The organism is Hamadaea flava (assembly GCF_024172085.1).
In the GTDB taxonomy this organism is placed as follows: Bacteria; Actinomycetota; Actinomycetes; order Mycobacteriales; family Micromonosporaceae; genus Hamadaea; species Hamadaea flava.
Map to the genome: position 1 here is coordinate 8,324,835 of NZ_JAMZDZ010000001.1, position 24,920 is coordinate 8,349,754.

Consider the following 24,920-nt stretch of genomic DNA (forward strand, 5'->3'; position numbering starts at 1 on the left):
TCCTGGTCAGCGGGGCTGGGTGAGGGCGAGGAACTCGGCGCGCGAGCGGGCGTCCTCACGCAGCGCGCCGAGCAGCGTGGAGGTGACGGTGCTGGCGCCGGTGGCCTGTACGCCGCGCAGCGTCATGCACAGGTGCTCGGCCTGGATGACGACGCCGACACCCTTGGGCGACAACTGATCCGACAGCCAATCGGCGATCTGCTTGGTGAGCCGCTCCTGCACCTGCGGGCCGTGCGCGAACAGTTCGACGACGCGGGCCAGTTTGGACAGTCCCAGGATCCGCTCGCCGGGCAGGTAGCCGACGTGCGCGACGCCGACGAACGGCAGCAGATGGTGTTCGCACACCGACCGGATCGGGATGTCGCGGGCCAGTACCAGCTCGTCGTAGCCCTCGTCGTTCGGGAACGTGGTCGGCCGGAACGGGCGGGGACTGAGCAGGTCGGCGTAGGCGCGGACCATGCGGGCCGGAGTCTCCCGCATGCTCTCCGAGCCGACGTCCAGTCCCAGCGCCGTCAGCAGGGCGGCGGCGGCCTGCTCGGCGGCGACCAGGTCACGCTCGGGCACTCGGGGCCGTACGGCGGTCAGCTGCATGATCACTCCCATGTTTTCGCCAACTGAAGTTGGTCTTATTCGCATCCTCCATCCGGGGCGGCGTTATTTCAATAGCCAATGTTGGTGATATTCTGGAGCCGTGGCGGAACACGTGTGGCAGTCGGTGTCGGCGCTGGCCGATCCGGTCCGCCGTGCCCTGTTCGACCACGTACGCCGCCAGCACCGGCCGGTCACCCGCGAGGAGGCCGCCGACGCGTGCGGCGTATCCCGTAACCTCGCCGCGTTCCACCTCGACAAACTCGCCGAGACCGGGTTGCTGCGTACGGCGTACGAGGCGCCCGCGGATCGGCCCCGAGGGCGGGGGCGGACGCCGAAGGTCTACTCGGCCGGCGACGATCTCGAAGTCGCGATCCCGCCCCGGCGCTACGAACTGATCGCCAGCGTGCTCGCGGCGGCCGTCGCCCGGGAACCCGCCCATGCCGGCGACGCCGCCCGGGAAGAGGCGTACGCCCGGGGCCGGGCGCACAGCACCCCGGTGCACGGCTTGGCCGAAGCGGTGCGGCTACTAGACGAGCTCGGCTTCGAACCGGCGATCGAGCCCGGCTCGCCTGGCGATTCCGACGTGCTCGTCTTGCGAAACTGCCCGTTCCACGCCCTCGTCGCCGAGCAGACCGAACTCGTCTGCGGGCTGAATCACGCGTACGTCGAAGGGGTGCTCTCCGGCGACCCGGCGCTCGCGGCCCGGCTGGCGCCCCGGCCCGACGCGTGCTGCGTCGAGGTCTGCCAGCGTCGGGACTAGTTCTTCGGCCGGGCGCCGAGGGTTGCGCCAGCCGAGGCGATCACCACGCACAACACCGCGAGCCACTGCGACCACAGCAGCGCCTCCTGGAGCACGACGAGGCCGATCACGGCCGCCACCGCGGGTTCCAGGCTCATCAGGATGCCGAACACGTTCGGCGGGATGCGGCGCAGCGCCTCCAGGTCGAGGGTGTACGGGATCACCGACGACAGCAGCGCCACGCCGAGTCCGGCGATCAGGATGCCGGGGTGGAGCAGCGCCGTCCCGCTGTCGGCGACGCCGACCGGCACCGCGATGCAGGCGGCGATCGCCATGCCCAGCGCCAGCCCGTTGCCTTCGGTGGTATGCCGGCCGAGCGCCGCGCCGACCAGGATGTACAGGCCCCAGAGTGCTCCGGCGGCCACGGCGAACAGCAGACCAGCGAGGTCGAGCTCGCCGCCGCCCTCCATCAGCAGGAACACCCCGCTGCCCGCGAGCGCGACCCAGACGACGTCCAGCCATCGTCTCGACCCGGCCAGCGCCACCGCCAGTGGACCGAGGAACTCGACGGTCACCGCGATTCCGAGCGGAATGCGGGCCAGCGCCAGATAGAAGCAGAGGTTCATCAGACCGAGGACGACGCCGTAGCCGAGCACGACCGTCCAGGCGCGGCGGCTCAGGCGTACCGATGGCCGCCACACCAGCAGGAGCACCGCGGCCGCGAAGAACAGCCGCAGCGCGACCGTGCCGAAGCTGCCCACGACGGGGAACAGATGTTTGGCCACGGCCGAGCCGAGCTGGACGCTGACGATGCCGAGCAGGACCAGCACCGTCGGGGGGACCGAGCTGAAGACGCGGGCGTTCAGCGACGGGCCGTGCTCGGGCGGGACGGTGCTCACTTCTGCCACGGTTTCATGATCGACGGCCGGGCGCACGCGGTCACCTGCATTTCCGCGCGGAGCGGCGGCGGGCGCTGCGACGCCCGTGGCAGCGCCGGCCGCCGTCAGGCGACGACGGTCCACCCCGGTGCGGCTGCGGTGAGGTGCGCTGAAGCGCCCTGGAACGCCCCGGCCTTCGTGACCGCCGCACCGCCGAAGCTGATCGCCTGGGGGTGGGCGATCTCCACCGCCACCGAGGCGTGCACCAGCTTCGTCCCGGCTGGCGCACCGTATGGGCCGAAGCCGAACTTGGGCGCGGTGACCAGGTGTTCGGTGCCACCGGTGATCGAAATGAGTCCATTGTCGACACCCGTACGCCCGGTGGCGGCCGGGTTGGTCATCCCGCCGTAGAACCAGCACCGGTCGAGGTGGACGCCCTGCCCGCCCGCGATGATGATCTGCGCGCCCTGGCAGTTGTCCGTCCCCGTACGTCCGGTGCAGTCGAACTTGGTGCCCAGCAGTTGCAGGTCGCCGTAGGAACCGTCGATGCGCATGCCGGTGGCGGTCTCGGTGGTGATGTACAGCTCGCCGAACCGCGATTCGCTCATGTGCGTGAAATACCAGTAGTACGCGTTCGCGGGCAGACTGGGGGAGCTGAGGTAGGAGTTGCCCTCCAGGAAGTAGTACGAGTCCGAGCCGCCGATCTTGAACTGCGTGCCGGTGCCGTTGTTGCAGTACATGCGCTCGATCGAGCACCGCAGGTGACGGGCGTGCATGACGGAGCGGAAGGACTTGAAGCCGATCTCCCGATACCGGGCGTCCTGGGTCAGCGGCCCGGCGGCGAAGTCGGTGACCTGCTGCTGGAAGTCGTTGGCGCCGGTGCCCTGGAAACAGATGCCGCGGATCGCGACGTCTCGCACTGCGGTCGCCCGCAACAGGTACGCCCCGGTCACCTTCACCAGGCAGGACTCGCCGAACTCCGTCTCGCTCCCGCCGAGCGGGCCGGACCAGCGCATGCCCGGGAAGAAGGCGTAGTCGGCGGCGAAGGTGTACGCGCGAGCGCCGAAGACCAGCGTCGGGGCGTACGTCTGCGCGGCCGCGTACGCCATCGCGGCGGCGAGCTTCTCGTCGTCGGTCGTCCCGGCGAAGCTGTCGACTTCGGCGTACCCGTTGGCGGTGCTGGCCGCGGCCGGAGCGGCGACGGCGAACGCGCCAGCGGTGGCGCCGGCCGCCGAGACACCGAGCAACTTCAGCGCGGAGCGGCGGGCGGCGCGGGATTCCTCAGGGGAAGAAGGCATGGCCGCCACGATCGCGCGGTGGACGACGGCCGTCAATCCATCCAGCGTCGTAGATCAAGGCAAACTTTCGCCGTACTCGACCGTGTTTACTTGATCCATGACGGGAACCCGATAGCGCTGGTCAGCCGCGCGTACGCAGGTCGTCGCGGTGTTCGCGCATCGAGCCGACGATGGCGGTCAGGAACCGGTGCACCCGCTGGAGGTCCTCGTCGCTGAACTCCGCCATGACGTTCTGCGTACGCCCGGCGAGCGGGCGGAAGAAGTCGCGCGCGACGGCCGCGCCGTGGTCGGCGTACCGCAGGAAGATCTTGCGCCGGTCGGCGGTGTCGCGGTCCCGGTAGACGTGACCCGCGGCCTCGAGCCGGTCGATGACCCCGGTGACCGCGCCGGACGAGAAGTTGAGTTCCTCGCGGAGTGTGCCCGGCGTGATCGGCCGCCCGGCCAGCTCCGCCTCCATGATCAGGAGCAGGGCATGCAGGTCGGCGTGGCCGAGCTGATTGTGGGCGGCGAACGCGGCACCGATGTGCTGTGAGTGCGTCGAGTAGAGGTGGAGATCGCTGATGATCTCGCCGATCAGCCTGGCCCGGGGGTCGTCGGCGCGCTGGAACACGCTGTCCGTCACGGAAGGCACTATAACCTCGCGGGGTGGGTATCTCTGATGCCGAGATAGTCGTCTGCAATGATGTTCGGGCGACGAGAAAACCCCGAGGAGTGGAACGATGCTGCGTGTGCTGACCGGGCGGCTGACCGCCTGGCTTGTCCTGGCGGTGGCGATACTGGCGGCCGGGGCCCTCATGGGGGTCGGCGGCGAGGCCACGACGACCAACGACGCCACCGCGGGGCTGCCCGATTCGGCCGAGTCGGTGCGGGTGGCGCAGCTGCAGAAGCAGTTCCCGAGCGGCCAGGTCAACCCGGCGCTGGTCGTGTACGCCCGCGACGGCGGCCCGCTGACCGGGGCGGACGAGCGGAAGATCGCGGCCGACTCCGCGGCGTACGCGAAGTTCGCCGTCGGGGGACAGGTCGCCCCGCCGGTCAAGGCGGAGAAGGAGGGCGCCGTCCTGGTGGCCGTGCCGCTGCCGGCCGACCAGCAGATCGAGGACCTGTCGGAGACGATCCGGCAGCTGCGCGCTATCGCGGCCGACGGACGCCCGGACGGGTTGACCGCCCAGGTCACCGGTGGGGCCGGCTTCACCGCCGACATCGCGGCCTCGTTCGACGGCGCGAACACGACCCTGTTGCTGGTGACCGTCGTGGTGGTCGCGGTGCTGCTGCTGATCACCTATCGCAGCCCCTGGTTGTGGCTGATCCCGCTGGCGGTGGTCGGCTCGGCCGACATGGTGACCAACGCGTTGCTGGCATTGCTGAACCGGACGTCCGGCCTGCTGCTCGACCCCTCGACGACCGGCATCGTGGACGTCATCGTGTTCGGCGCGGGCACCGACTACGCCCTGTTGCTCATCGCCCGTTATCGCGAGGAGCTGCGCCGCACCGGCGATCGCCGGGAGGCCATGCGCCGCAGCGTACGCTCGGCGGGCCCGGCGATCGCGGCCAGCGCGGTCACGGTGATCCTCGGCCTGCTCACGTTGCTCGCCGCCCCGTTGACGTTCAACCGGGCGCTGGGGGTGGCCGGGGCGATCGGCGTCGCCGTCGCGGCCCTGTTCGGACTGCTGGTGCTGCCCGCCGCGCTGGTGGTCTGCGGCCGCGGACTGTTCTGGCCCTTCGTTCCCCGCGCTGACCAGCCGGACGACACGACAGGCCGCGGGCTGTGGGCGCGCGCGGGTGCACTGGTCGCCCGGCGTCCCCGAATGATCGTCGCGCTGTCGCTGGTCTTCCTCGCCCTGCTGTCGGCCGGGCTGTCGGATCTGCGGGTCGGCCTGAGCCGGACCGAGCAGTTCCGCGTACAGGCGGAGTCGATCGACGCGCTGACGACTCTCGGTAAGCACTTCCCGTCCGGCGCGGCCGATCCGGTGATCGTGCTGGCCAAGGAAGGCCGTCAGGACGCGGTGTCGGCCGCCGTCGACGCCACAGACGGGGTGGCGAGCGTACGCCCGGCGGAGAAGGCGAACGGCTGGGTGTCGTTCGACGTCGTCCTCGACGCCGAACCCGACTCGACGGCCAGCTACGACACGGTACGCGCACTGCGTACGGCGGTGCACGGCGTCGCCGACGCGGACGCGGTGGTCGGCGGCACGGTGGCGACCAACCTGGACGAACGGGAGGCGTCGTTCACCGCGCTGAAGCGCGTGGTGCCGCTGGTGCTGGCGGTCGTCTTCGTGATCCTCCTGCTGTTGCTGCGATCCCTGGTCGCGCCGGTCGTGCTGGTGCTGACCGTGGTGGCGACCTACTTCGCGGCCCTGGGCGCGGCGAATCTGCTGTTCGTCCACGTGCTCGACTACGCCGCGCTGGACAACGAGGTGCCGTTGCTGTCGTTCCTGTTCCTTGTGGCGCTGGGCGTGGACTACAACATCTTCCTCGCCACCCGGGCGCGGGAGGAGGCCGTGCACCACGGAACCCGCGTCGGGATGCTCACCTCGCTCAGCGTCACCGGCGGCGTGATCACCAGTGCGGGCATCTTGCTCGCCGCGGTCTTCGCCGTGCTCGGCGTACTGCCGCTGGTGACGCTGACCGAACTCGGAATCATCGTCGGCATCGGCGTCCTGCTGGACACGCTGCTGGTCCGGACGCTGCTCGTCCCGGCGCTCGCGATGCTGTTCGGCGAACGGTTCTGGTGGCCCGGCCGCCCGTACCGGGGCGGGCCGCCGGTCGCCGAGCCGGGGGAGCGGTCCGAGTTGACGCCTGAGCCGTCGGCCGGGCGCTGACCGGGCGGTGGCCACGAGGGCACAGGGTTCACGCTATCTTGTATTCAGCGGGTTATGTACTATCGCTGGTGTGAAGACCCTGGACGACGCCATCCCCGTGGCCACCCGAGGACAGGTGCTGGCCCGCTTCGGCCACGCCCTGTCCGACCCGACCCGGGCCCGGCTCCTGCTGGCGCTGCGTGACGGGCCGGCGTACCCGTCGGATCTGGCCGACGAGCTCGGAGTGTCGCGGCAGAGCCTGTCCAACCACCTCGCCTGCCTGCGCGGCTGCGGCCTCGTGGTCGCCGTCGCCGAGGGCCGCCGCTCGCGCTACGAGCTGTCCGACCAGCGGCTCGCCCACGCGCTGGGCGACCTGCTCGGCCTGGTGCTCGCGGTCGACCCGACCGTCTGCCCGCAAGCCGAGCGCGACGACTGCTGCTGATGACGTCGCTGCCCGCCGCCGATCCCAGTCCGGCCGCGCGGCGCGCGACGCTGGTGCGCCGCGTCCGAATCCTGGTCGCCGCGACGATCGGCTACAACGTCATCGAGGCGATCGTGGCGGTCACCGCCGGGACGGTCGCCTCGTCGAGCGCCCTGATCGGGTTCGGCCTCGACTCGGTGATCGAGGTGTCGTCGGCCGCCGCGGTCGCCTGGCAGTTCTCGGCCGCGGACCACGAGCGCCGCGAGAAGGTCACCCTGCGGATCATCGCGGTCTCGTTCTTCGTCCTGGCCGCGTACGTGACGGCGGAGTCGCTGGTATCGCTCGTGGGCGGCGAACGCGCCGATCACTCCATGATCGGGATCGTCCTGGCGGCGGTGTCGCTCGCGGTCATGCCCGTGCTGTCGTACGCACAACGCAGCGCCGGTCGTGCGCTCGGTTCGGCGACCGCAGTGGCCGATTCGAAACAGACCCTGCTCTGCACCTATCTGTCGGCAGTGCTGCTGGTCGGCTTGGCAGCCAACGCCGTGCTCGGCTGGTGGTGGGCCGATCCGGCCGCCGCGCTGGCGATCGCGGCGATCGCGGTCCGGGAAGGCGTGCAGACCTGGCGCGGCGACACCTGCTGCCCGCCGCCGGGAGCGTTGCTGGAGTCGTCGCCGCCGCGCTGCGCGGACGGTTGCTGCGATTCGCGATGACACCGCGCGGTCCGGCGCATCAGTGAGAGTGATCCTCGGCGCTGTGCACGGGTCCGTGCGCGTCGTCGCAGTGCGGGGCGGTCGCCTGCTGCCCGATGGTCAGCAGGTCGTCGCCGACGTGATCCACCTGCAACGTGGTGTGGCTGATCTGGTGCCCGCGCAACAACGTCTCCAGCTGACCGCGTACGGCGTGACAGTCGCGGCCGGGATCGACCAGGACGTGCGCCGACAAGGCAGGCTGACCGGAGGTGATCGTCCAGACGTGCAGGTCGTGCACCTCCACGACACCCGGTACGCCGGCCAGCTGATCGCCGATGGTGTCGGGGTGCAGGTCGGCGGGCGCGGCTTCGAGCAGGACGCGGCCGGAATCGCGCAGCAGGCCGATGCCGGCCTTGAGCATCAGGGCCACCACGATGAGCGTCGCGATGCCGTCGGCGCGGTCGAACCCGGTGAACACCATGACTAGGCCGGCGATCGCCGTCGCGATGAACGCGTACAAGTCGTTGAGGATGTGCTGGAACGCACCCTGGACGTTCAGGCTGGTCCGGTTGGCCTTGCTGATCGCCCAGGCGGCCGCGATGTTGATCGCGACGCCCGTGAGCGCGGTGGCCACGACGAGCCAGCCGTGGACCTCGGGCGGGTCGATCAGTCGGCGCACCGACTCGTAGCCGAGCCACCCCGCGAGGATGACCAGCGACAGGCCGTTGGCCTGCGCGGACAGGATCTCGGCGCGCTTGAGGCCGTAGGTGTAGCGGCCTTGCGCGGGGCGCGCGGCGAGGCGGATCGCGATCAACGCCAGCACGATCGACGCGGCGTCGGTCAGCATGTGCGCGGCGTCCGAGATCAACGCCAGCGATCGGGCGATCAGACCGATGACGACTTCGACGGCCATGAAGCCGCCGATCAGCGCCAAGGCCAGGGACAGCCAGCGGCGGTCGGCGTCGGCCGAGACTCCGTGGCTGTGGTCACCATGGCCGGTCTCGCCGTGGCTGTGGTCGTTGTGGCCGTGGCCGTGCTCATCCTTGGGGGTCGACACGGTGCCGAATGGTACACGCGATCGTGAATTCAGCCAATCTTGAACATGAATGTCGTCTTCCTTCCCTGATTGGCCTGGATCACGCCGCGCCGGGTGAACCGTCCGGTGCTCCAGGTACGCCCGGTAAGCTGCCTCCGCCCTCGACCTGATCTCGATTGCGAAAGGTGCCGGGTATGCGCGAACGCCTCGTCAGCCGGTTCGGCCGGTCCCTGCTGCGGATGATGTTCGTGGTGGTGGCCGCGGCGGGACTGGTGTGGCCGGCGTCGGCGGCCCAGGCGCACGAAGTGGCCGGGGCCGGTGCCACGAACTTCCGGACCACGTTGTCGGCCCTGGCTCCGGCGGTTCCAGGCGTGAGCCTGTCGGTCGTGGAGAACGGGTCGCGGCTGGAGGCGATCAACACCACCGACCAGGACCTGATCGTCCAGGGCTACACCGGTGAGCCGTTCGCGAAGATCGGCCCCGGCGGGGTGTTCGTCAACGACAACTCGCCGGCCACCTACCTCAACACCGACCGGTACGCGACCACGGTGGTGCCCGCCGGGGTGGACGGCAAGGGCGAACCCCGCTGGCGCAAGGTCTCCGGCGAGCACGTGTACCGGTGGCACGACCATCGCATCCACTGGATGCTCAAGACGCTGCCCGCCCCGGTGGCGGCCGATCCGGGTGCCGAACACCGGGTCAGCGACTGGAAGGTCGTCCTCGACCACGGCGGCCGCACCCTGACCGCGACCGGTGCGCTGGACTGGATTCCCGGCCCCTCGCCGACTCCCTGGCTGCTGCTGGCGATCGCGATCGCCGTCGTGATCGCGGTCGGCGGACTCTTCCCGCGCCTGGGGTTCCGGCTGCTCGCTGCCGGAGCGGGGCTCATGCTGGCCGCCGACCTGCTGCACTCGGCCGGTGTCGCCGCCGTCGAGACGGGCAGCCTCGCCCAGCGCCTCGGCGCCCTGCTCGGCGCGGACGCCACCGCGCTCGTCGTCTGGCCCTTCGGCATCCTGGCCGCGTGGCGGCTGGCGTACCGGTCCCGGTTCGCCGCCGTGATCGCCGCCTGCGTCGGCGCGCTGCTCGGCTTCTCCATGGCCCTCGACGACGCCCCGGTGTGGTGGCGCTCCTCCGCGCCGACCGGCCTGAGCATGACCCTTGACCGGGCGACCGTCTCGACGGTGATCGGCGCGGCGGCCGGGCTGGTGGTCGCCGTGGCCCTGATGAGCCTGCGCTCGGTCCGGCAGCGGATCGACGCCGCCGCAGCAAGCGCCGCCGTCGGCGCGGGCTCGGCCGCAGGCGACGAGTCGGCTGTGGGCGACGGGTCGGCTGCGGGCTCGGCGCCGGCCGGTCTGGCCACTGTGGATGGTTCGAAGGACGACTCGTCGAGTCCGGTGGCGGCCCTTCCGGCGGCCCGGGCCGGCGAGGCCGCTGTCCTCGCCGCCGCCGACAGCGCGGCGACTGCCGACCGCGCTGAGGTGAGCGAGCGTGCCGATGATGCGGGCCGCGGCGATGCGCCCCACGGCGGTAGTGCCGTCGCGTCCGATGGTGGCGGTGCTGACGGGGACGGCGTGGGAGCGGGCGCGTCTGGGGTGCCCCGTCGCAGCGTCGCGGGCTACCTGGCCGTCGGCGGGGTCGGAGTCGTCGCCGGCACGGGGATCGGCATCGGCCTGCGCTCGGCCGACACCCCGGTGGTGGCGTCGGCCGCCGGTCCCGCGCTGTCCGACGTCGGCGCGGGCCGGGTGGCGTACTTCGGTTCGCGGCAGTCCGGCATCGCGGTCCCGACTCAGCCGCAGGCGCACAGCTGGGTCGCCGCGTTCGACCTGCTCGACGGCGTCGACGCCAAGGCGTTGCAGGGCTTGCTGCGGCAGTGGTCGGCGGCGGCCGCGCGAATGGCCGAGGGGCAGGGCACAGGCCAGCCCGACGACCATGTGGTGATCGGATCCGGGCCGTGCGCGCTGACCGTCACCTTCGGGTTCGGGCCGAGTCTGTTCGGCAAGGCGGGCATCCCGGCGGACGCCCGCCCGGCGGCCTTGGCCCCGCTGCCCGCGTTCACCGGGGATCGCCTCGATCCCGCCGCCAGCCACGGCGATCTCGGGGTGATCGTCGCCGCCGACGACCCGCTCGTGGTGTTCCACGCGGCCCGGGTGCTGCGGCGTATCGCCGGCCCGGTCGCGCGGCTGCGCTGGGGGCAGACCGGGTTCGCGGCGACTCCGGGTGCGACCGCTCCGGGCAGCACCGGCCGTAACCTGATGGGGCAGGTCGACGGCACGAACAATCCCAAGCCGGCCGACCCCGACTTCGCCACGAAGGTGTTCGTCTCCGGCCACGATCAGCCGGCCTGGCTCCGCAACGGCTCCTACCTCGTGGTACGCCGCATCCGGATGATCCTCGACGACTGGGACGGGTTGACCCTCGACGCGCAGCAGAAGGTCATCGGCCGCCGGAAGGACACCGGTGCACCGTTGTCCGGCGGGCAGGAGACCACCCCTGCCAACTACGGCACCACTCAGCCCGACGGCTCGCCGGCGATCCCGGTCACCGCGCACATCCGGCTGGCCGCACCGGCGTTCAACAACGGGGCGGCGATGCTGCGGCGGGGCTGGTCCTACTCCGACGGCGACGAGGCCGGGCTGCTTTTCCTGGCGTACCAGGCTGATCCGCGGCGTGGCTTCATCCCGGTCCAGCAGCGGCTGGCCGGTAACGACGCCCTGTCGAAGTTCATCCGCCATGAAGCCAGCGCGTTGTTCGCGATACCGGGCGGCGTACCGGACGGCGGATACGTCGGGCAGGACCTGTTCGCCGGGAACGCGTCATGAGCCGCCGGCCGATCGGCGTACTCGTCGCCGTCCTCACCCTGGCGAGCGCGGCCGGGTGCGCGGTGTGGGGGACCGAGGGCGGTCCCGGCGGCGCGGGCGCGGCACTGCCGACCGCCACCGCCTCGGTCGCACCGTCGCCTGCCGTCGCTGTCAAGGGTTCCGACGGCGTACAGCGCATCGAGGTCGCCATCGGTGACGACCTGCGACTGCATCCCGATGTCGTGCGGGCCACCACCGGCACGATCGAGATCACCTTCCGCAACACGGGTGTCACCCCGCACGACATCAGCGTGGACACCGTTCCCGGGGTCGACGGCGGCAACGTCAACGGCGGGCAGACCAAGACCGTCACTGTCACGGTGACGCAGCCCGGGACCTATCCGATGCCCTGCGCATACCATGTGACGTCAGGAATGCAAGGCACCTTGGAAGTCGCCACGCCGAGCTGATCCTTGTGCCGGGGCCGTAAGGTGGCTACGGTTCGGGTTGATCGCCCGTATCACGTCGAACCATCCTTATCGGAGGGATACCGGGTGCAATACCGGCCGCAGCGCCTTGACGACCGTGACGCCTACCGTGGCCGCCGTCGCGCGCCTGCACCGCCGCGCCGCCGCTACGTGGCGGTCTCGCTCACCGCTCTCGCCGGTGCGGCGATCGCCGCCACGGCCGTCGGCACCTTGTTGCCCGACAACAAAGACGATCACCTCGGCGCCGAAGGCCCGGCCTGGCCCACTCAGGCCGACCATGAGCGTACGCAGGCAGCCGAGCTGACCAGCCGGCAGAGCCGTTCCAGCGGATCGGTGACGGTCGCCGACACGGCGTCGTGGGTGCTGCCGATGCGCGACTACGAACTCGGCTCCGCCGCCGGCAATGGGGCCGATCTCGTCATCGGTGAGGGGACCCCGTTTGCGGCGGTCCACGCGGGCACCGTGCTGGTCGCGGAGTGGCGTGGCAGCTACGGAAACATGATCATGATCGATCACGGTGACGGCGTCGTCGTCCTCTACGGGCACGCCTCGCACCTGCTGGTCAAGCCGGGCGACAAGGTCGCCGCCGGTCAGACCATCGGGCTGGTCGGCAACACCGGCCGCTCCGCCGGACCACACCTGCACCTGGAGGTCCACGTCGACGGCCGCCCCGTCGGGGCGTCGGACTGGTTCAAGGATCGTGGCGTCAACCTTCAGCTGCAGATCCAGGGCCTCTGATCAGCTGACCGGACGGCTGTGGTCGGTCAGCCGGGCCCGAGCGTTCGCGTACGCGACCTCGTCGATGTCGCCGTGGGCGTAGCGGCGGTCGAGGATCTCCAGCGGGGTGTCGCGGCGGGCCGTGTTCTGCGGGAGCAGCCGGACGACCGCCCAGACCGCGAGCGCGATCAACCCGGTCCACAGCAGTGGCATCAGCATCATCCACCAGCCGCCGAATCCGTATCCGTACATCATGACGGGCCTCCCAGCCTGCACTTCCACCTTCAGCGTCCGCCGGGTCGCCGACCGGCGTCAGGGGCGAAAGGCCCGGCGCACGGGACCGGTCGGCCCCAGATGCGGCGGTTCGACGGTGTGCGTATCCTGTCGCGGTGCACCGGATGATCGAGAAGGCGCGGACGGCTCTGCCGTTGCGGCTGCTGCTGATCATCCTTCTGCTGGTCGGGCTCGCGTACGCGACGGGTCGGCATTGCGCCGACGACGGTGTCGTCGCCGATTCGACGGCGACCGTGGCCGGGCACGATCATCTGGCCGTCACGCTCGGGCAGGATCTGCACGACGACCCGCTCACCCCCGGTACGCCGGGTGAGCTGCTCGGTCTGTGCATCACGATGCTGGCCGCCCTCGCCGTGGCGATGGTCCTGCTGACCGGACCTGGCCGGCGATGGGCCGGGGTGTCGCTGCCCCGAGTGCTGCCGGCCGCCGTCGCGTCGTTCGGCCGTCCGCCGGTCCTGTCGCAGCTGGGCGTTTCGCGTACGTAGGAGAACCACACCCGTCACCGGTTGTCGTTTCTCCGAAAGGCCCTTCGTGCATACCCGTACGCCGGCCGGGCTGCTGCTCGGCGTCCTGTTCCTGCTGTCCGCGTGCGCGCCCGCGACCGGCGACGCACCGCCGTCCGCTCCGGAACCGAAGTCGGCCGATGCCGCTTTCGTCCGGGCCATGGTCGCGTACCACGACCACAACCTGGCCGTCCTGGCCCTGGCCGACGCCCGGGTGTCTGATGTCGAGGTCAAGACGATCGCGGCGCAGACCGCCGATCTGCAACGCCTGCAACGGACGACGATGGTGACGCTGCTGGCCGGGTGGGCGCAGCCCACCGAGGTCCCCGCCACCGCCGACAGCCATCCGGCCGAACTCGCCGATCTGCGGGCGGCCGCGTTCGACCGTGCGCTGGTCGCCGCTCTCGTCACTCACAACGACACCGCCGTCCGGTACGCCCGCAGTGCGCTGGCGCAGGACTTGTCGGACAAGATCCGCGGCGTCGCCGTCTCGGTCGACCGTGGGCTGTCGGCCGAGAACGCTGCGCTGCGCGCGCTCCTGACCCGCCTCTGACCTCTGCTCGATCGGACCCAGTGTCCTCGCGTAAGGAGACCACCCTCGAAATGCACCGCTTTCTGCGTACCCTTGCCGCCTTCGTGGCTGTCGTCGGGCTGAGCGTCGGCGTGTCCGGGACGGCCGTCGCCGCACCGAGCGTCGCCGAGCTCGAACGGCAGATCGACGCCGCCTGGAACAAGCTCGAGCCGATCATCGAGCAGTACAACATGGTTCACGGCCAGCTGGCCGTGAACAAAACCAAGGTCGCCGCGCTGAACAAGCGCCTGGGGCCGCTGGAATTGCAGATCCGGTTGTCGAGCGCGCAACTGAACGACGCCGCGGCCGCGATGTACATGGGCGGTCAGGTGTCCCGCCTCAACGCGTTGCTGTCGGCGCCGACGCCCGTCGACTTCGCCGACAAGATGACCATGCTGGAGTTCCTCGCCAAGACCGAGCAGGAGCAGATCGCCGGGGTGGTCGTGCTGCGCGACAAGTACGCCGCCGACAAGGCGAAGCTGGACGCGCTCGTCACCGAACTGGCCAGTCAGGACGCGGCGTTGTCGGCGCAGAAGAAGTCCATCGAGAAGCAGATCACCGCGTTGCAGAAGCTGCGCCAGCAGGCGTACGGATCGTCGGGGGCGAGCGGCAAACTGAAGCCGGTGGCGTGCCCGGTCGACTACCTCGGCGGGCCGGGCGGCACCGCGGCGAAGAAGGCGTGCAGCCTCATCGGCAAGCCCTACATCTGGGGCGCGGCCGGGCCGAGCGGTTATGACTGCTCCGGCCTGACGCTGACTGCCTGGAAGGCGGCCGGTGTCACGCTGCGCCACTACACGAAGTGGCAGTGGGAGGACAACAAGCCCGTCTCGCGGGCCGACCTACGCCCCGGCGATCTGGTGTTCTTCTTCTCCGACCTGCACCACATGGGCATCTACGTCGGCGGCGGCTGGATGGTGCACGCGCCCACGACCGGTGACTTCGTGCGCATGGCCAAGATCGACAGCGCGTACCTGCCGATCGCGGGCTACCGCCGCGTCCCCACGTGATCCGCGTCAAGCTGACTTGAACGTGTTCAACTCTGCGTTCTAGTCTCGGTCCATGACCGTTCTGGTGAACGTCGTCGTGGCTCTCGGCGTACTCGCTGTGTTGCCTTTGGGCTTTGGGCTGATCGAGGCGCCGGGTCTGGCTGTCGTACGCCGCTTCTGGGCGGTGGGTGCGGTGCCGGGCGTCGTGGCGGTCTGGCTGCCGAGGGGCGGCATCGCCGTATGCCTGGCCGTGGCCTACCTCGCGATGACCAGCGTGCTCGCGCTGACTGCGGGACGTCGCCTCGCTCGCGATCGGCGGCTCGCTCCGTTGGACGTCGCCGCGCTGACCGCGCTCGTGACGCCCTTCGCCGGAGCGGTGGCGCTGGTCGCCGAGCGGGGTGGCGTCGAGCTGTTCGGTTTCAGCCTGGCCATACTCGCGCTCACCGTGCCGCACCTGCACTTCGCCGGGTTCGCCGCGGCTCTGGTCGCCGGGTTGACCAGTCGCGCCGCCGGTGTGACGTGGCTGTCGACGACAGCGGCGCTGGCGGTCCCGGTCGGCACGCTGCTCGTCTTGGCCGGGTATTTCGTCGGCGACGCCGCCGAGTTGGTCGGCGCTCTCGTGCTCACCGTCGGCCTGTGGGCCACCGGCTGGTTGCTGTGGCGAACCGGGGTTGCCCGGATCGCGGCCGTCACCCTGGCGGCGACCATGCTGCTCGCGCTCGATTGGGCGGCAGGTGAGGCCGCCGATCTGCCTCACCTGCCGATCCAGTGGATGGCCGCGACGCACGGGCTGGCCAACAGCATCGGGTTCGCGCTCTGCGCGGTGCTCGCCTACCGGCTGCGAAAGGTGCGTCCACTGTGAAGCTCACCTACCCGGAGGTGGGCGGATCGCTCCACCGCGACCTGCCCGCCGGCTATCACCATCTTCGCGTCCGCGTGCCGGTCGGCCCGCCGCAGGCGTTCACCGCAGCGGTGGAGGCGGTGCTGACCTGGCGGATGCATCGCCGGGCCGGGTTGTACGTGGATGCCGGACCAGCCCGGCCCGGACTGCGGATCACCGGCCGGTTGGGACATCCGCGATTCGGGATGCCGGTGGTCTGCGAGGTCGTCGCGGTCGTCGACGAGCCCGAGCGCGCCGGATTCGCGTACGGGACGGTGACCGGGCATCCCGAACGCGGCGAGGAGGCGTTCCTCGTGGTCGTCGAGGACGGGCGGACGTGGCTGGAAGTCACGGCGTTCAGCCGTCCGGCCGCCTGGTACGCCCGCGCCGTCACCGCGATCGTGCCGCTGATCCAGCGGGCGTACGCCCGCCGTCTGGGCCGGATGCTGCGCCGCCTGGTGTGAGCGACGACAGGGGTCTTCGCTATACAGCGTAGGGAAAGCCCCGATTCCTTGGTGCGTCCCGAAACCTAGCGTCGAAGCGTGACCCGCCTTCTGTTCGCGCTCGAACGCTACGACACGTCCAGCGGCCTGGCTTCGCCGGTGCTGACGGATCTGCCGGTCGGCGTGGACGTCCGGCTGGTCGCGGCGGTTCACCTGCCGGCTGACGATGTGCTGCTCGCCCTGGTGGAGGGGCCGGACGCGGACACCGTCGCCGGGGTGGCCGCCGCGGCCGGGTGGCGGGTGGATCGGTTCTGCCCAGCCGTCTGGGCGAAGGCCCCGACGCTCCCGGAAGGTTCAGACGAATGAGGATCGGACGTGTCCTGACACCCGTGCTGCTGGCGGCTTTGCTCGCGTTGTCGGCCTGTGGCGGCGGGTCGAGCGGCGGTGTCGATGACGGCACCGAGCTGAGTGACCTGAGCAAGGCCAATACGACGACGCCGAGTTGCCCGTTCACCGCCCAGCAGGTCAGTGACATCATCGGTCAGCCGATGACGGACGAGGGCACCTGCCTGTTCGGCGACGGCAAGGGCGTCGCCAGCCTGACCGTCACCACCGCTTCGGAGCTTGCGGGCGGTGCGACGTTCGACTACCAGAAGGAGCAGGCGGGCAAGACCTACGCCAAGGTCGTCGACCTCGACCAGGGCGACCGAGGGTATCTGGCGGTCAAGGACATCCAGGCCGAGGCGGTGGTGGTCAGCTCGAAGGGGAGCTACACGCTCATCATGAGCAGCTTCTCCTTCGACGAGGCGAAGTACGACAGCGTGCTGCGCAAGCTGCTCGGCGTGGTGTTCGGCTGATGCGACGGCTGCTGTTCGTGCCGCTGCTGCTGGGCTTGGCCCTCGCGGGATGCGGCGGTGAGGATCCCGCCGAGCCGGGGCCGAGCGTGGCGGCGGCCAGTTCCGCGGTCAGCCCGTCGGCCGGCCCGGTGGTCGGTCCCGCGGCGGATCCGTGCAAGCTGTTGCCGAAGGCCGACGCGGAGAAGCTGGCGCGTACGCCGTTGGACGAGCCCGTGGCCAGCGAGGGTTCGTGCACGTACACGGGGCCGGTCACCGGTCCCACCGCCCAGGTCGAGGTCTACGTCGGCGACGGGGCCAAGAAGATGCTCGACATCGACCGGGATCTGCAGCACTCGTTCACCCCGGTGACCGGGGCCGGGGACGAGGGGTTCCTGGAGGACGGGGCGGTGTTCTTCCGCAAGGGCGAGACCTGGGTCGCGATCCGGCTGGTGCTGCTCAACGATCCGGCGGCCAATCGCGTACCGCTGGAGACGGCTGCCCGAGCCGCGGCCGGGCGGCTGTGAGATGCGCCGGGCCTTGGCCGCGTGGACGGCGGTCGTCGCACTCGCGACCGGCGCCTGCGGATCCACATCAGACGAAGATGCGCCCGGCGACGCGCGGCTGAGGTTCGGGCAGGCGGTCGCCGAGCAGCCGGCGGTGCGACTGCAGCCGGACGTCGTGGTCGTCGGCGGGGGAGGCGACGCGATCCGGTCGGTGACTGCCGACGGGCTGACCTGGCGGATCGACGGCCGCGCCCGGCATGCGCATGATCTCGCGCCGGGTAAGGTCATGTTCGTCACCGACCGGGCCGTCGGCCGGGTGCTCGACCTCGTCGAGGAGGGGGCCGACCTGCTCGTCACGGTCGGCCCGGTCGACCTCACGGAGGTCGTCCGGGACGGCACGTTCGACAAGGCGGGCATCACCCTCGGCGATCCGCTGATCTACCTGGCCGGGCAGCCGTTGTGGGCCCAGGAGACCGGTACGCCACCCGGCGGCGCGGGCAAGAGTGTGCGACTGCGTCGCCAGGACGACCGTCCGGCCCAACCCGCACCCGTACGCGGTGGCGCGGCGACGACGAAGGCACTCGGGTACACGGTGTACACCAGTTGCTGCACCGACGGCGTCGGAGCGCATTTCACCTACGACGACGGCGGCGTACGCCTGGCCGGAACCGTGACGCTCACCTTCCGCAAACCGGACGCGAGCTTCCAGCTGGCCATCGGCGCGGGCAAGGTGACCCGGGCGGAACTCGCGGTCAGCGGCGGCTTCGGGATCAAGGTGGACTTCGAGGGCGGCATCCGGGACGGCCGCAACCATCGCAAGCAGTTCCCGATCGACGCCGACCTGTCCTTTCCGATCGGGCAGATCGCCGGGATCCCGCTGTCGTTCACGGTCAGCCAGACGCTGACCGTCGAGACCGCGTTCGGCGCGAAAGCGGGCACGATCAAGGGTTCGGGCGAGTTCGGCCTCGCCGGTTCGATCGGGTTCGGCTATCGCGACGGCTCGTTCGGGCCGCGGGTCACCGACCAGTTCCAGCGCAAGTCCAGCCTGCTCAACTCGCTCACCGGCATCCCGGTCGGCGTCATGGGACTGGTGATCCGGCACGGCGTACGGTTCACCGTCGGCATCAGCGCCCTGGTGTTCAAAGCCGGCGTCTACGCCGAACTGACCACGTCCTACGGCACCACCTTGGGATCGGCGCTCGGTGCGGCGTTCGCACAATGCCGTGGGGTGGCGATCGGCGTGCAGGCGGTGTTCGGCATCGGTTATTCGATCCTGGAACCCGTCGTGAAGGTGATCAACAAGTTCCTGAGCCTGCTGACCCCGATCACCGGGAAACCGATACCGCCGATCCCGTCGGGCAGCGGACTGCGCTGGCCGCACACGGTGTACCAGAAGGAGGAGGTCATCCCGGACGCCGAGGTCTGCGGCCGCCCGCCCCGGTGACGGTGGCGCCGTCGTGCCATGATCCAGCGCATGGAACCGGTCGTCGGGCGCGACAGCGTGCTGGCTCAGGCCTGGGACGTCCTGTCCGGGGGCGGCGTCGTGCAGATGCAGGGACCGGCCGGGATCGGCAAGACGGCGGTGTGGCGGGCGCTCGTCGAGCGCGCCCGCGAGGAGAACTGGCTCGTCCTGGCGTGCGCGCCGACCGAGAACGAGGCGGGTCTGCCGTTCGCCGCGCTCGCCGATCTGCTCGCGCCGTTGGCTGAGCACGTCGCCGCTTTGCCGCCGCCGCAACGGATCGCGGCCCAGGCGGTGCTGCTGTCGGCGACGCCGGACGAACCGGTGGACGAACGCGCGATCGGTGCGGCCACCCGTGCGCTGATCGCCGCGGCCGACGGGCCGGTCCTGCTCGCGATCGACGACGCGCCGTGGCTCGACCCGCCCAGCGAGCGGGCCGTGCGCTACGCGGTGCGCCGCCTGGCCCCGGGGCCCAGCACGCTGATCAGCGTCCGCAGTTCCGGGGTCGCGGAAACGCCGCTCGGGCTCGATGAGCTGCCGTCGCCGGTCACGCGGATCGGGCTGGATCCGCTCGGTGTCGGCCCCTTGCATCACATCTTGTACGCACACCTCGGGCGATCGCTCAGCCGCCCGTTGCTGGCCCGCATCGCCCGGGACGCCGCCGGGAATCCGCTGCTGGCGATCGAACTTGCCCGCGCGGTGCTCCGGTTGCCGCAGTTGCCCCGGCCTGGTGACGATCTGCCGGTCGCCGCGTCGATGCACGATCTCGTCGCGGCGACCCTGCGGGATCTGCCTGCCGAGACCCGGGAAGCGGTACGCCTGGCGGCGCTGCTCGCCGCGCCGAACCTGCGCGACCTGGCGGCGGCGGGCGTACCGGCGACGGCGCTCGACGCCGCCGAGGAGGTCGGTCTGCTCACTGTGGACACCCGTGGCGTCCACTTCGCCCATCCCGTCTACGCGTCCGCCGTGCGGGCCGCCACGCCGGACGGCGTACGACTGCGAACTCATGCTCTGCTCGCCGCGACCGTCGCCGATCCGGACGAGCGCGCCCGTCAGCTGGCTCGCTCGGTGGTGGAGCCGGACGCGCAGGTCGCCGCAGATCTGGAGCAGGCGGCTACCCGGCAGCGTGCGCGCGGCGCCCCGGCGACCGCGGCGGACCTGTATGACCGCTCCGCGGATCTGACACCGGCGGCGCACGCCGACGATCGGGGACGGCGCGTCCTGGCCGCGATCCGATGCCGGTTCGACAGCGGTGATTACGCCGCGGCAGCGACCGCCGCGGACGGCGCGATCGCGCAGCTGGCAGGGGATCAGCTGGCCGAGGCGCGGCTGTTGCGCGCGACGGTGGCCTGGGCCGCTGACGACCTGGCCACCGCGGTGGCCTCCGGCGAACAGGCGTTGGCCGCCGCGTCGTCCGGCAGCCGGCTCGCGGGGCGGATTCATGCGCACATCTGCTTGTTCCAGGACTCGCCCACGCCCGCCCGTGACCACGCGGAGGCGGCGCTCGCCCTGCTGGACGGCAGTGTGGAGGATCGCGCGCTGCTCGCCGGGACGCTGCTGAACCTGTTCTTCCACGAGGTACGCGCGGGGCTGCCCGCACGTGACGAGCTGGTGGATCGGGCGCTGGACCTCGAATCGGGCCGGCCGACGTGGCTCGGCGGCACCGTGCCGGCGATCTGGTGGAAGGGGGTCGACGACCACGAGCGCGCGCGGACACGGTTGCACAGCATGCTGCGGTACGCCACGACCGGCGGCGACGACGCCTGGCAGCACGAGATCCTGACTCACCTGGGCGAGACGGAGCTGCTCGCCGGTCGCTTCGCCGACGCGGAGCAGAGCATCACCGCCGCCCTGGACCTGGGCCGCCAGCTCGGCACCGGGTTGATCGGCGAGACGTGGCTGGCGGCCACGCTCGACGCGTACCGGGGACGGCTGGAGCAGGCGGGCGCGGTCGCCGAGGCCGGGCTGCGGCACGACGACGCCTGGGCACGCCGCATCCATCTGCAGCTCGCGGGGTTCGTCGCGCTGTCCGCCGGGCGGATGCGGGCGGCGGCCGACGCGTACGCGGAACTGGCGGACATCCTCGACGCGTCCGGTGTGGTCGAGCCGATCGCGTTGCGCTTCGAACCCGACTGGATCGAGGCATGCATCGGCGCGGGCGACCTCGACGCCGCGCGTGCGGTCCTGGAGCGCCTGCGGCAACGGCATACGCGGCTGGCCCGCCCGTGGACGACGCTGGGCCTGGCCCGCAGCGACGTCCTGCTGGCCAGCGCCACCGGCGAGGCGACCGACGCCCCGTTGGCCCACCTGATCGCCATACGCGACGCGACGCCGCCCGACGTGGTTCCGCTCGACCGCACGCGGTGTCTGCTGGTGGCGGGCATCGTGCATCGGCGCGCCCGGCGCAAACGCGAGTCCCGGGCCGCGCTGAGCACGGCGGTCGCCGAGTTCACCGCGCTCGGCGCAGCCGCGTTCGCCGCCAAAGCCGAGGCCGACCTTTCGCGTACGGGTGGCCGGGTCGAGGCTGCGGACGAGTTGACCCCCACCGAACTGCGCGTGGCCCGCTTGGCATCGCAGGGGCGGACGAATCAGCAGATCGCCGACGAGCTGTTCATCAGCCCGAAGACGGTCGAGGCGAACCTCGCGCGGGCGTACCGGAAGCTGGGCATCGGCCGCCGGGCCGAACTGGCCAGGGTGATCCCGGCGGACTGAACAATACTGAAGCATCCACTTGACTATTGGCACGGACCGCGCGAATACTTAAGCGCATGCTTGACTATGCGCCGGACCTGGACCGGGTGTTCCAGGCGCTGGCCGACCCCGGCCGGCGCGCCATGGTCGAACGGCTCAGCCGCGGCCCGGCCTCGGTGAGCGAACTCGGCAAGCCGATGGAGATGTCGCTGGCCGCCGTCCTGCAACACGTCCGGGTGCTGGAAGCGTGCGGCCTGGTCCACTCCAGCAAGGTCGGCCGTACGCGCACCTGCAGCATCAACTCGGCGGCCCTGCGTTCCGCGGAGGACTGGCTCGCCGACCGGCGCGCCATGGTCGAGCGGAACCTCGATCGGCTCGGCGTGTTCCTGGCGGCCACCGCCGATGATCCTGACCCGGCGAGCGACGCACAGGAGCGGCGATGAACGACCGATCCGTCATCCACGACACGTTCACTCTCGAACGGATCTACCCGGCGGCCCGCGCGCGGGTGTTCGCCGCGTTCGCCTCGGTGGAGTCCAAAGAGGCCTGGGGTGCGACCAGCGAGGTCGAGCCGGGGGAGCGCGCCACGAGCATCGACGAGTTCGACTTCCGGATCGGCGGCCGGGAGCGGTTCACCGTCCGGCGGCGCGGCACGAGCTACCGCAACGACGCGCTGTACTACGACATCGTGCCCGACCGGCGAATCGTCTACAGCTACGAGATCTACGCCGACGGCACCCGGATCTCGGTGTCCGTCGCCACCATCGAGTTCACCGACAGCCGAGCCGGCACGACCGTGACCTGGACCGAGCAGGGCGTCTACCTGGACGGCATCGACGGCGCGCAAGCGCCCGTCCTGCGGGTGGGCGGCACCACCGAGCTGCTCGACAGCCTGACCCGGCACCTGCGGGATTCCCCACGACACGACACCATGGAGGTCTGACATGCGTACGACGAAAGCGCTGGTGTTCAACTACTCGCTCAACGGACTGCTCGCCGACCCCGACACCGACTTCTGGGACTTCGTCTTCGGCCAGCTCGACGAGGCCGGCGGCCCGGATCACGACGACGAGACCCTGGCCCTGCTCCGCAACGCGTCCGCGCACGTCATGGGCCGGTCGGCGTACGAGGGCATGGCCCAGAACCTGCCCACGAACACCGAGCACCCGTGGTCGGCCATCATGAACGCCGGCAACAAGGTGGTCTTCTCCCGGACGATGACGACGGCCGCCTGGGAGAACACCACGATCGTCTCGGGTGACACGGCAGAGGAGATGGACCGGCTGCGCCAGGGCGACGGCCACATCCTGCTCTGGGGCGGCGTGAGCCTGTGGCGCTCGCTCATGCAGCTCGACCTGATCGACGAGTTCTACGTGAGCCTGTACCCGTACCTCACTGGTCAGGGCACGCTGATGTTCGACGACATCCCGAAGGGCTACCGGCTCGACCTGATCTCCAGCCTGGCCAAGAGCAACGGAGTCCTCGAACTGCACTACGGGCGGCACCGTCCACTCCATCGCTGATCGGATCGCCTGGCCGCCACCCATCACGACTCCCCGGGCGTGAAGGTCGGCCTCGGGCACACCGAAAGCGAGCCTGAGCTTCCTGCCACGCGGAGGCGTACCCGATCCCCGATCACCACCGTCGCGTTGGGAGTCCCCTGGACCGCGCGGAGCCTGTCGGCCCCTTACGTCGCCGGGTCCGGCTCGGCGGTGTAGTCGCCATGGGTGATCCGCAGATAGTAGCCGTCGGGGTCGGTGAGCCGGAAGTCGGCCAGACCCCACGGCCGTTGCCGCAGCGGCTCGGTGATCGTCCACCGGTCACGACAGCGGTGGTAGAACTCGGTGAGCTGATCGGTGTCATCGAGCTCGAGGACGATCTCCACGCCGCCGCCCTTGCCCGCCGCGAGCCGGGTCTGCGTCAAGCCCTCGCCGGGGCCGCCAGCGGGCGGGCCGCCGACGAGTCCGAGGCCGAGGATCACCGTGCCGTTGCGGAGACTCGCGTAGCCGCCTTCGCGCCGCATCATGCGGAACCCGAGGATGTGCGTGTAGAAGGCGATGCTGGCGTCGAGATCATCGACGAACAATTCCATGCGTAGTCGCATGCGCGTCTCCTCACAGGCTCGATCTCAAGATCGCAGTGTGGCCAGTGCCGGGGTGATCCGCAGGAGTTCGTCGAGGGTGTTCTTGGCTGCGTTCTGCATGGATTGGCTGGGTGCCAGCCGGCCGTCGGCGTCGAGCGCCTGGCGAAGATGAATGGTCACCGTTTCCGCCACCGGCACCATCTTCAGAGCCGACACGACCGGTTTGAGCATGTGCGCGGCGCGCAGCCCGCCCGACGACATGCCATAGGTGACGAACGCGACTGGCTTGTCGTTCCACTCGTAGTACAGGTAGTCCAGGGCGTTCTTCAGCGCTGCCGGGTAACCCTGGTTGTATTCGGGTGTGACGATCGTGTACGCGTCGGCAGCGGCACTGATCGCGCTCCAGCGGCGGGTGTGTTCGTGGCGGTAGGGCTTGCCGTCGATGGCAGCGTCGGGTTCGTCGAGGAATGGCAGGGCGAGGTCGGCGAGATCGATCAGGTGGGCGTCGAATCCGCCGTGTTCAGTCGCGGCCCGCATGAACCAGTGCGCGACGGAGCCGCCCGCTCGGTTGGGTCGCGTGCTGGCGAGGATGACGTTGAGGCGAGGCATGGTCGTTTCCTTTGCTGAGGGTGAACAGAGGGATCAGTCGATGGACGAGTGGTCCAATGGTCAGGGCGTAGAGCAGGGTGCCGAGGCCCACCGTGCCGCCCAGGAGCCACCCGGCGGTCAGCACGGTCAGCTCGATCAGCGTGCGGACGCGGCGGATCGAGTAGCCGCGAGCGGCCAGTCCGGTCATCAAGCCGTCGCGGGGACCCGGCCCGAGCCCGGCTCCGATGTAGAGGCCGGTGGCGACGGCGTTGACGGCGATGGCGGTAGCCAGCGCACCCCAGCGCGTCGGTAGCAGGTCCAGCTGGGGGATCACCTTCAGCGCGCCTTCGGCTGCGATACCCACGAGGGCGACGTTGGCGATGGTTCCGTAGCCGGGCCGCTGACGCAGGACGACCCAGGCCAGCAGCACGAGGACGCCCACCCCGTTGATCACCCAACCCAGCGGCAACCCGGTGTGCCGAGCCAGTCCCTGGTGTAGCACGTCCCAGGAGTCCATGCCGAGGTTCGCGCGAACCATCAGGGCGATACTCACGCCGTACAGAGCGAGGCCGGCATGGAGCTGGGCCAGACTTCTTAGTGACATGTCACCAATCTAGAGACGTCCTT

At 70.6% G+C, this 24,920-nt stretch carries 29 protein-coding genes; 20 read left to right on the forward strand and 9 right to left on the reverse strand.

All coding sequences use genetic code 11. From position 1 onward, the window contains the following. Positions 1–6 precede the first annotated feature (6 nt). Complete coding sequence (folE, locus tag HDA40_RS38825; protein WP_253763069.1) at positions 7–591, reverse strand: GTP cyclohydrolase I FolE; 585 nt, start codon at positions 589–591, stop codon at positions 7–9. 100 nt (positions 592–691) lie between these two features. Here folE and HDA40_RS38830 point away from each other — a divergent pair, with 100 nt between their 5' ends. Beyond that, on the forward strand, positions 692–1,351 hold the full coding sequence (locus HDA40_RS38830; protein ID WP_253763070.1) for a helix-turn-helix transcriptional regulator: 660 nt from the start codon (positions 692–694) through the stop codon (positions 1,349–1,351). Here HDA40_RS38830 and HDA40_RS38835 read toward each other — a convergent pair. The 3 genes from HDA40_RS38835 to HDA40_RS38845 form a co-directional block, all read right to left on the reverse strand. Continuing rightward, entirely contained in the window at positions 1,348–2,238 is an 891-nt protein-coding gene (locus HDA40_RS38835; protein ID WP_253763071.1) for an EamA family transporter, read from the reverse strand. The two genes, HDA40_RS38830 and HDA40_RS38835, sit on opposite strands and share 4 nt — an antisense overlap. A 95-nt stretch (positions 2,239–2,333) precedes the next feature. Further along, positions 2,334–3,506: a hypothetical protein gene (locus tag HDA40_RS38840; protein WP_253763072.1), complete on the reverse strand. Its 1,173-nt coding sequence runs from the start codon at positions 3,504–3,506 to the stop codon at positions 2,334–2,336. Between the two features lie 121 nt (positions 3,507–3,627). Then, on the reverse strand, positions 3,628–4,128 hold the full coding sequence (locus HDA40_RS38845) for a MarR family winged helix-turn-helix transcriptional regulator (protein WP_372503108.1): 501 nt from the start codon (positions 4,126–4,128) through the stop codon (positions 3,628–3,630). A 97-nt stretch (positions 4,129–4,225) separates the two neighbouring features. Between HDA40_RS38845 and HDA40_RS38850 the strand changes: the two genes are divergently transcribed. The 3 genes from HDA40_RS38850 (at position 4,226) to HDA40_RS38860 (ending at position 7,438) form a co-directional block, all read left to right on the forward strand. Next, the gene (locus tag HDA40_RS38850) at positions 4,226–6,325 is read left to right on the forward strand and encodes an MMPL family transporter (RefSeq protein ID WP_253763073.1); all 2,100 of its coding nucleotides are present in this window, start codon (positions 4,226–4,228) and stop codon (positions 6,323–6,325) included. 61 nt (positions 6,326–6,386) lie between these two features. Further along, positions 6,387–6,746 (forward strand): ArsR/SmtB family transcription factor, encoded by a 360-nt coding sequence (locus HDA40_RS38855; RefSeq protein WP_372503214.1) that lies wholly within the window; start codon positions 6,387–6,389, stop codon positions 6,744–6,746. Next, positions 6,746–7,438 (forward strand): cation efflux transmembrane domain-containing protein, encoded by a 693-nt coding sequence (locus HDA40_RS38860; RefSeq protein WP_253763074.1) that lies wholly within the window; start codon positions 6,746–6,748, stop codon positions 7,436–7,438. Before HDA40_RS38855 ends, HDA40_RS38860 begins: the two co-directional genes overlap by 1 nt. A 19-nt stretch (positions 7,439–7,457) precedes the next feature. On the opposite strand, the gene HDA40_RS38865 is transcribed toward HDA40_RS38860, so the two are convergent. Then, positions 7,458–8,474: a cation diffusion facilitator family transporter gene (locus HDA40_RS38865; protein ID WP_253763075.1), complete on the reverse strand. Its 1,017-nt coding sequence runs from the start codon at positions 8,472–8,474 to the stop codon at positions 7,458–7,460. Positions 8,475–8,647: 173 nt separating this feature from the next. On the opposite strand from HDA40_RS38865, the gene HDA40_RS38870 reads away from it, so the two are divergent. From HDA40_RS38870 to HDA40_RS42390, 3 genes are all read left to right on the forward strand, one after another. Continuing rightward, positions 8,648–11,272 (forward strand): Dyp-type peroxidase, encoded by a 2,625-nt coding sequence (locus tag HDA40_RS38870; protein ID WP_253763076.1) that lies wholly within the window; start codon positions 8,648–8,650, stop codon positions 11,270–11,272. Next, complete coding sequence (locus tag HDA40_RS38875; protein ID WP_253763077.1) at positions 11,269–11,721, forward strand: cupredoxin domain-containing protein; 453 nt, start codon at positions 11,269–11,271, stop codon at positions 11,719–11,721. The genes HDA40_RS38870 and HDA40_RS38875 overlap by 4 nt, the downstream gene beginning before the upstream one ends. An 84-nt stretch (positions 11,722–11,805) precedes the next feature. Continuing rightward, on the forward strand, positions 11,806–12,477 hold the full coding sequence (locus HDA40_RS42390; protein ID WP_253763078.1) for a M23 family metallopeptidase: 672 nt from the start codon (positions 11,806–11,808) through the stop codon (positions 12,475–12,477). Here HDA40_RS42390 and HDA40_RS38885 read toward each other — a convergent pair whose 3' ends face one another. Then, positions 12,478–12,711 carry an SHOCT domain-containing protein gene (locus tag HDA40_RS38885; protein ID WP_253763079.1) on the reverse strand — a complete coding sequence of 78 codons (234 nt, stop codon included), beginning with the start codon at positions 12,709–12,711 and terminating at the stop codon, positions 12,478–12,480. Positions 12,712–12,845: 134 nt separating this feature from the next. On the opposite strand from HDA40_RS38885, the gene HDA40_RS38890 reads away from it, so the two are divergent. From HDA40_RS38890 to HDA40_RS38950, 13 genes are all read left to right on the forward strand, one after another. After that, the gene (locus tag HDA40_RS38890; protein ID WP_253763080.1) at positions 12,846–13,235 is read left to right on the forward strand and encodes a hypothetical protein; all 390 of its coding nucleotides are present in this window, start codon (positions 12,846–12,848) and stop codon (positions 13,233–13,235) included. Positions 13,236–13,281: 46 nt separating this feature from the next. Next, positions 13,282–13,806, forward strand: coding sequence for a DUF305 domain-containing protein (locus HDA40_RS38895; protein ID WP_253763081.1), 525 nt, complete (start codon positions 13,282–13,284; stop codon positions 13,804–13,806). Positions 13,807–13,856: 50 nt separating this feature from the next. Beyond that, positions 13,857–14,831 carry a C40 family peptidase gene (locus tag HDA40_RS38900; protein WP_253763082.1) on the forward strand — a complete coding sequence of 325 codons (975 nt, stop codon included), beginning with the start codon at positions 13,857–13,859 and terminating at the stop codon, positions 14,829–14,831. A gap of 52 nt (positions 14,832–14,883) precedes the next feature. Beyond that, positions 14,884–15,672: a YndJ family transporter gene (locus HDA40_RS38905; protein WP_253763083.1), complete on the forward strand. Its 789-nt coding sequence runs from the start codon at positions 14,884–14,886 to the stop codon at positions 15,670–15,672. Beyond that, complete coding sequence (locus tag HDA40_RS38910; protein ID WP_253763084.1) at positions 15,669–16,154, forward strand: DUF1990 domain-containing protein; 486 nt, start codon at positions 15,669–15,671, stop codon at positions 16,152–16,154. The genes HDA40_RS38905 and HDA40_RS38910 overlap by 4 nt, the downstream gene beginning before the upstream one ends. A gap of 78 nt (positions 16,155–16,232) precedes the next feature. Beyond that, a complete protein-coding gene (locus HDA40_RS38915; protein WP_253763085.1) occupies positions 16,233–16,499 on the forward strand; it encodes a hypothetical protein in 267 nt (88 codons plus the stop codon). Then, positions 16,496–16,990, forward strand: a complete 495-nt coding sequence (locus HDA40_RS38920) for a hypothetical protein (RefSeq protein WP_253763086.1) — start codon at positions 16,496–16,498, stop codon at positions 16,988–16,990. Before HDA40_RS38915 ends, HDA40_RS38920 begins: the two co-directional genes overlap by 4 nt. Beyond that, a complete protein-coding gene (locus HDA40_RS38925; protein ID WP_253763087.1) occupies positions 16,990–17,493 on the forward strand; it encodes a DUF3558 family protein in 504 nt (167 codons plus the stop codon). Before HDA40_RS38920 ends, HDA40_RS38925 begins: the two co-directional genes overlap by 1 nt. A 1-nt stretch (position 17,494) precedes the next feature. Further along, positions 17,495–18,916 (forward strand): hypothetical protein, encoded by a 1,422-nt coding sequence (locus HDA40_RS38930; protein WP_253763088.1) that lies wholly within the window; start codon positions 17,495–17,497, stop codon positions 18,914–18,916. 30 nt (positions 18,917–18,946) lie between these two features. Further along, entirely contained in the window at positions 18,947–21,643 is a 2,697-nt protein-coding gene (locus tag HDA40_RS38935; protein WP_253763089.1) for a helix-turn-helix transcriptional regulator, read from the forward strand. A gap of 56 nt (positions 21,644–21,699) precedes the next feature. Continuing rightward, positions 21,700–22,065, forward strand: a complete 366-nt coding sequence (locus tag HDA40_RS38940; protein WP_253763090.1) for an ArsR/SmtB family transcription factor — start codon at positions 21,700–21,702, stop codon at positions 22,063–22,065. Further along, a complete protein-coding gene (locus tag HDA40_RS38945) occupies positions 22,062–22,565 on the forward strand; it encodes an SRPBCC domain-containing protein (RefSeq protein WP_253763091.1) in 504 nt (167 codons plus the stop codon). Before HDA40_RS38940 ends, HDA40_RS38945 begins: the two co-directional genes overlap by 4 nt. Before the next feature lies 1 nt (position 22,566). Then, entirely contained in the window at positions 22,567–23,145 is a 579-nt protein-coding gene (locus HDA40_RS38950) for a dihydrofolate reductase family protein (RefSeq protein WP_253763092.1), read from the forward strand. A gap of 164 nt (positions 23,146–23,309) precedes the next feature. Here HDA40_RS38950 and HDA40_RS38955 read toward each other — a convergent pair whose 3' ends face one another. The 3 genes from HDA40_RS38955 to yczE are packed head-to-tail and all read right to left on the reverse strand — an operon-like array spanning position 23,310 to position 24,897. After that, positions 23,310–23,726 carry a VOC family protein gene (locus HDA40_RS38955; RefSeq protein ID WP_253763093.1) on the reverse strand — a complete coding sequence of 139 codons (417 nt, stop codon included), beginning with the start codon at positions 23,724–23,726 and terminating at the stop codon, positions 23,310–23,312. A gap of 24 nt (positions 23,727–23,750) precedes the next feature. Continuing rightward, positions 23,751–24,314: an NADPH-dependent FMN reductase gene (locus tag HDA40_RS38960; protein ID WP_253763094.1), complete on the reverse strand. Its 564-nt coding sequence runs from the start codon at positions 24,312–24,314 to the stop codon at positions 23,751–23,753. Further along, a complete protein-coding gene (gene yczE / locus HDA40_RS38965; protein WP_253763095.1) occupies positions 24,226–24,897 on the reverse strand; it encodes a membrane protein YczE in 672 nt (223 codons plus the stop codon). The genes HDA40_RS38960 and yczE overlap by 89 nt, the downstream gene beginning before the upstream one ends. Positions 24,898–24,920 lie beyond the last annotated feature (23 nt).

What these genes read in the sequence shown, in the direction of transcription:
- HDA40_RS38870 (WP_253763076.1), top strand. Translation starts at nt 8,648, where the DNA reads ATGCGCGAACGCCTCGTCAGCCGGTTCGGCCGGTCCCTGCTGCGGATG.
- HDA40_RS38860 (WP_253763074.1), top strand. Translation starts at nt 6,746, where the DNA reads ATGACGTCGCTGCCCGCCGCCGATCCCAGTCCGGCCGCGCGGCGCGCG.
- HDA40_RS38885 (WP_253763079.1), bottom strand. Translation starts at nt 12,711, where the DNA reads ATGATGTACGGATACGGATTCGGCGGCTGGTGGATGATGCTGATGCCA.
- HDA40_RS38930 (WP_253763088.1), top strand. Translation starts at nt 17,495, where the DNA reads ATGCGCCGGGCCTTGGCCGCGTGGACGGCGGTCGTCGCACTCGCGACC.
- HDA40_RS38950 (WP_253763092.1), top strand. Translation starts at nt 22,567, where the DNA reads ATGCGTACGACGAAAGCGCTGGTGTTCAACTACTCGCTCAACGGACTG.
- HDA40_RS38900 (WP_253763082.1), top strand. Translation starts at nt 13,857, where the DNA reads ATGCACCGCTTTCTGCGTACCCTTGCCGCCTTCGTGGCTGTCGTCGGG.
- HDA40_RS38905 (WP_253763083.1), top strand. Translation starts at nt 14,884, where the DNA reads ATGACCGTTCTGGTGAACGTCGTCGTGGCTCTCGGCGTACTCGCTGTG.
- HDA40_RS38945 (WP_253763091.1), top strand. Translation starts at nt 22,062, where the DNA reads ATGAACGACCGATCCGTCATCCACGACACGTTCACTCTCGAACGGATC.
- folE (WP_253763069.1), bottom strand. Translation starts at nt 591, where the DNA reads ATGCAGCTGACCGCCGTACGGCCCCGAGTGCCCGAGCGTGACCTGGTC.
- HDA40_RS38940 (WP_253763090.1), top strand. Translation starts at nt 21,700, where the DNA reads ATGCTTGACTATGCGCCGGACCTGGACCGGGTGTTCCAGGCGCTGGCC.
- yczE (WP_253763095.1), bottom strand. Translation starts at nt 24,897, where the DNA reads ATGTCACTAAGAAGTCTGGCCCAGCTCCATGCCGGCCTCGCTCTGTAC.
- HDA40_RS38840 (WP_253763072.1), bottom strand. Translation starts at nt 3,506, where the DNA reads ATGCCTTCTTCCCCTGAGGAATCCCGCGCCGCCCGCCGCTCCGCGCTG.
- HDA40_RS38875 (WP_253763077.1), top strand. Translation starts at nt 11,269, where the DNA reads ATGAGCCGCCGGCCGATCGGCGTACTCGTCGCCGTCCTCACCCTGGCG.
- HDA40_RS38935 (WP_253763089.1), top strand. Translation starts at nt 18,947, where the DNA reads ATGGAACCGGTCGTCGGGCGCGACAGCGTGCTGGCTCAGGCCTGGGAC.
- HDA40_RS38955 (WP_253763093.1), bottom strand. Translation starts at nt 23,726, where the DNA reads ATGCGACTACGCATGGAATTGTTCGTCGATGATCTCGACGCCAGCATC.
- HDA40_RS38920 (WP_253763086.1), top strand. Translation starts at nt 16,496, where the DNA reads ATGAGGATCGGACGTGTCCTGACACCCGTGCTGCTGGCGGCTTTGCTC.
- HDA40_RS38850 (WP_253763073.1), top strand. Translation starts at nt 4,226, where the DNA reads ATGCTGCGTGTGCTGACCGGGCGGCTGACCGCCTGGCTTGTCCTGGCG.
- HDA40_RS38925 (WP_253763087.1), top strand. Translation starts at nt 16,990, where the DNA reads ATGCGACGGCTGCTGTTCGTGCCGCTGCTGCTGGGCTTGGCCCTCGCG.
- HDA40_RS38960 (WP_253763094.1), bottom strand. Translation starts at nt 24,314, where the DNA reads ATGCCTCGCCTCAACGTCATCCTCGCCAGCACGCGACCCAACCGAGCG.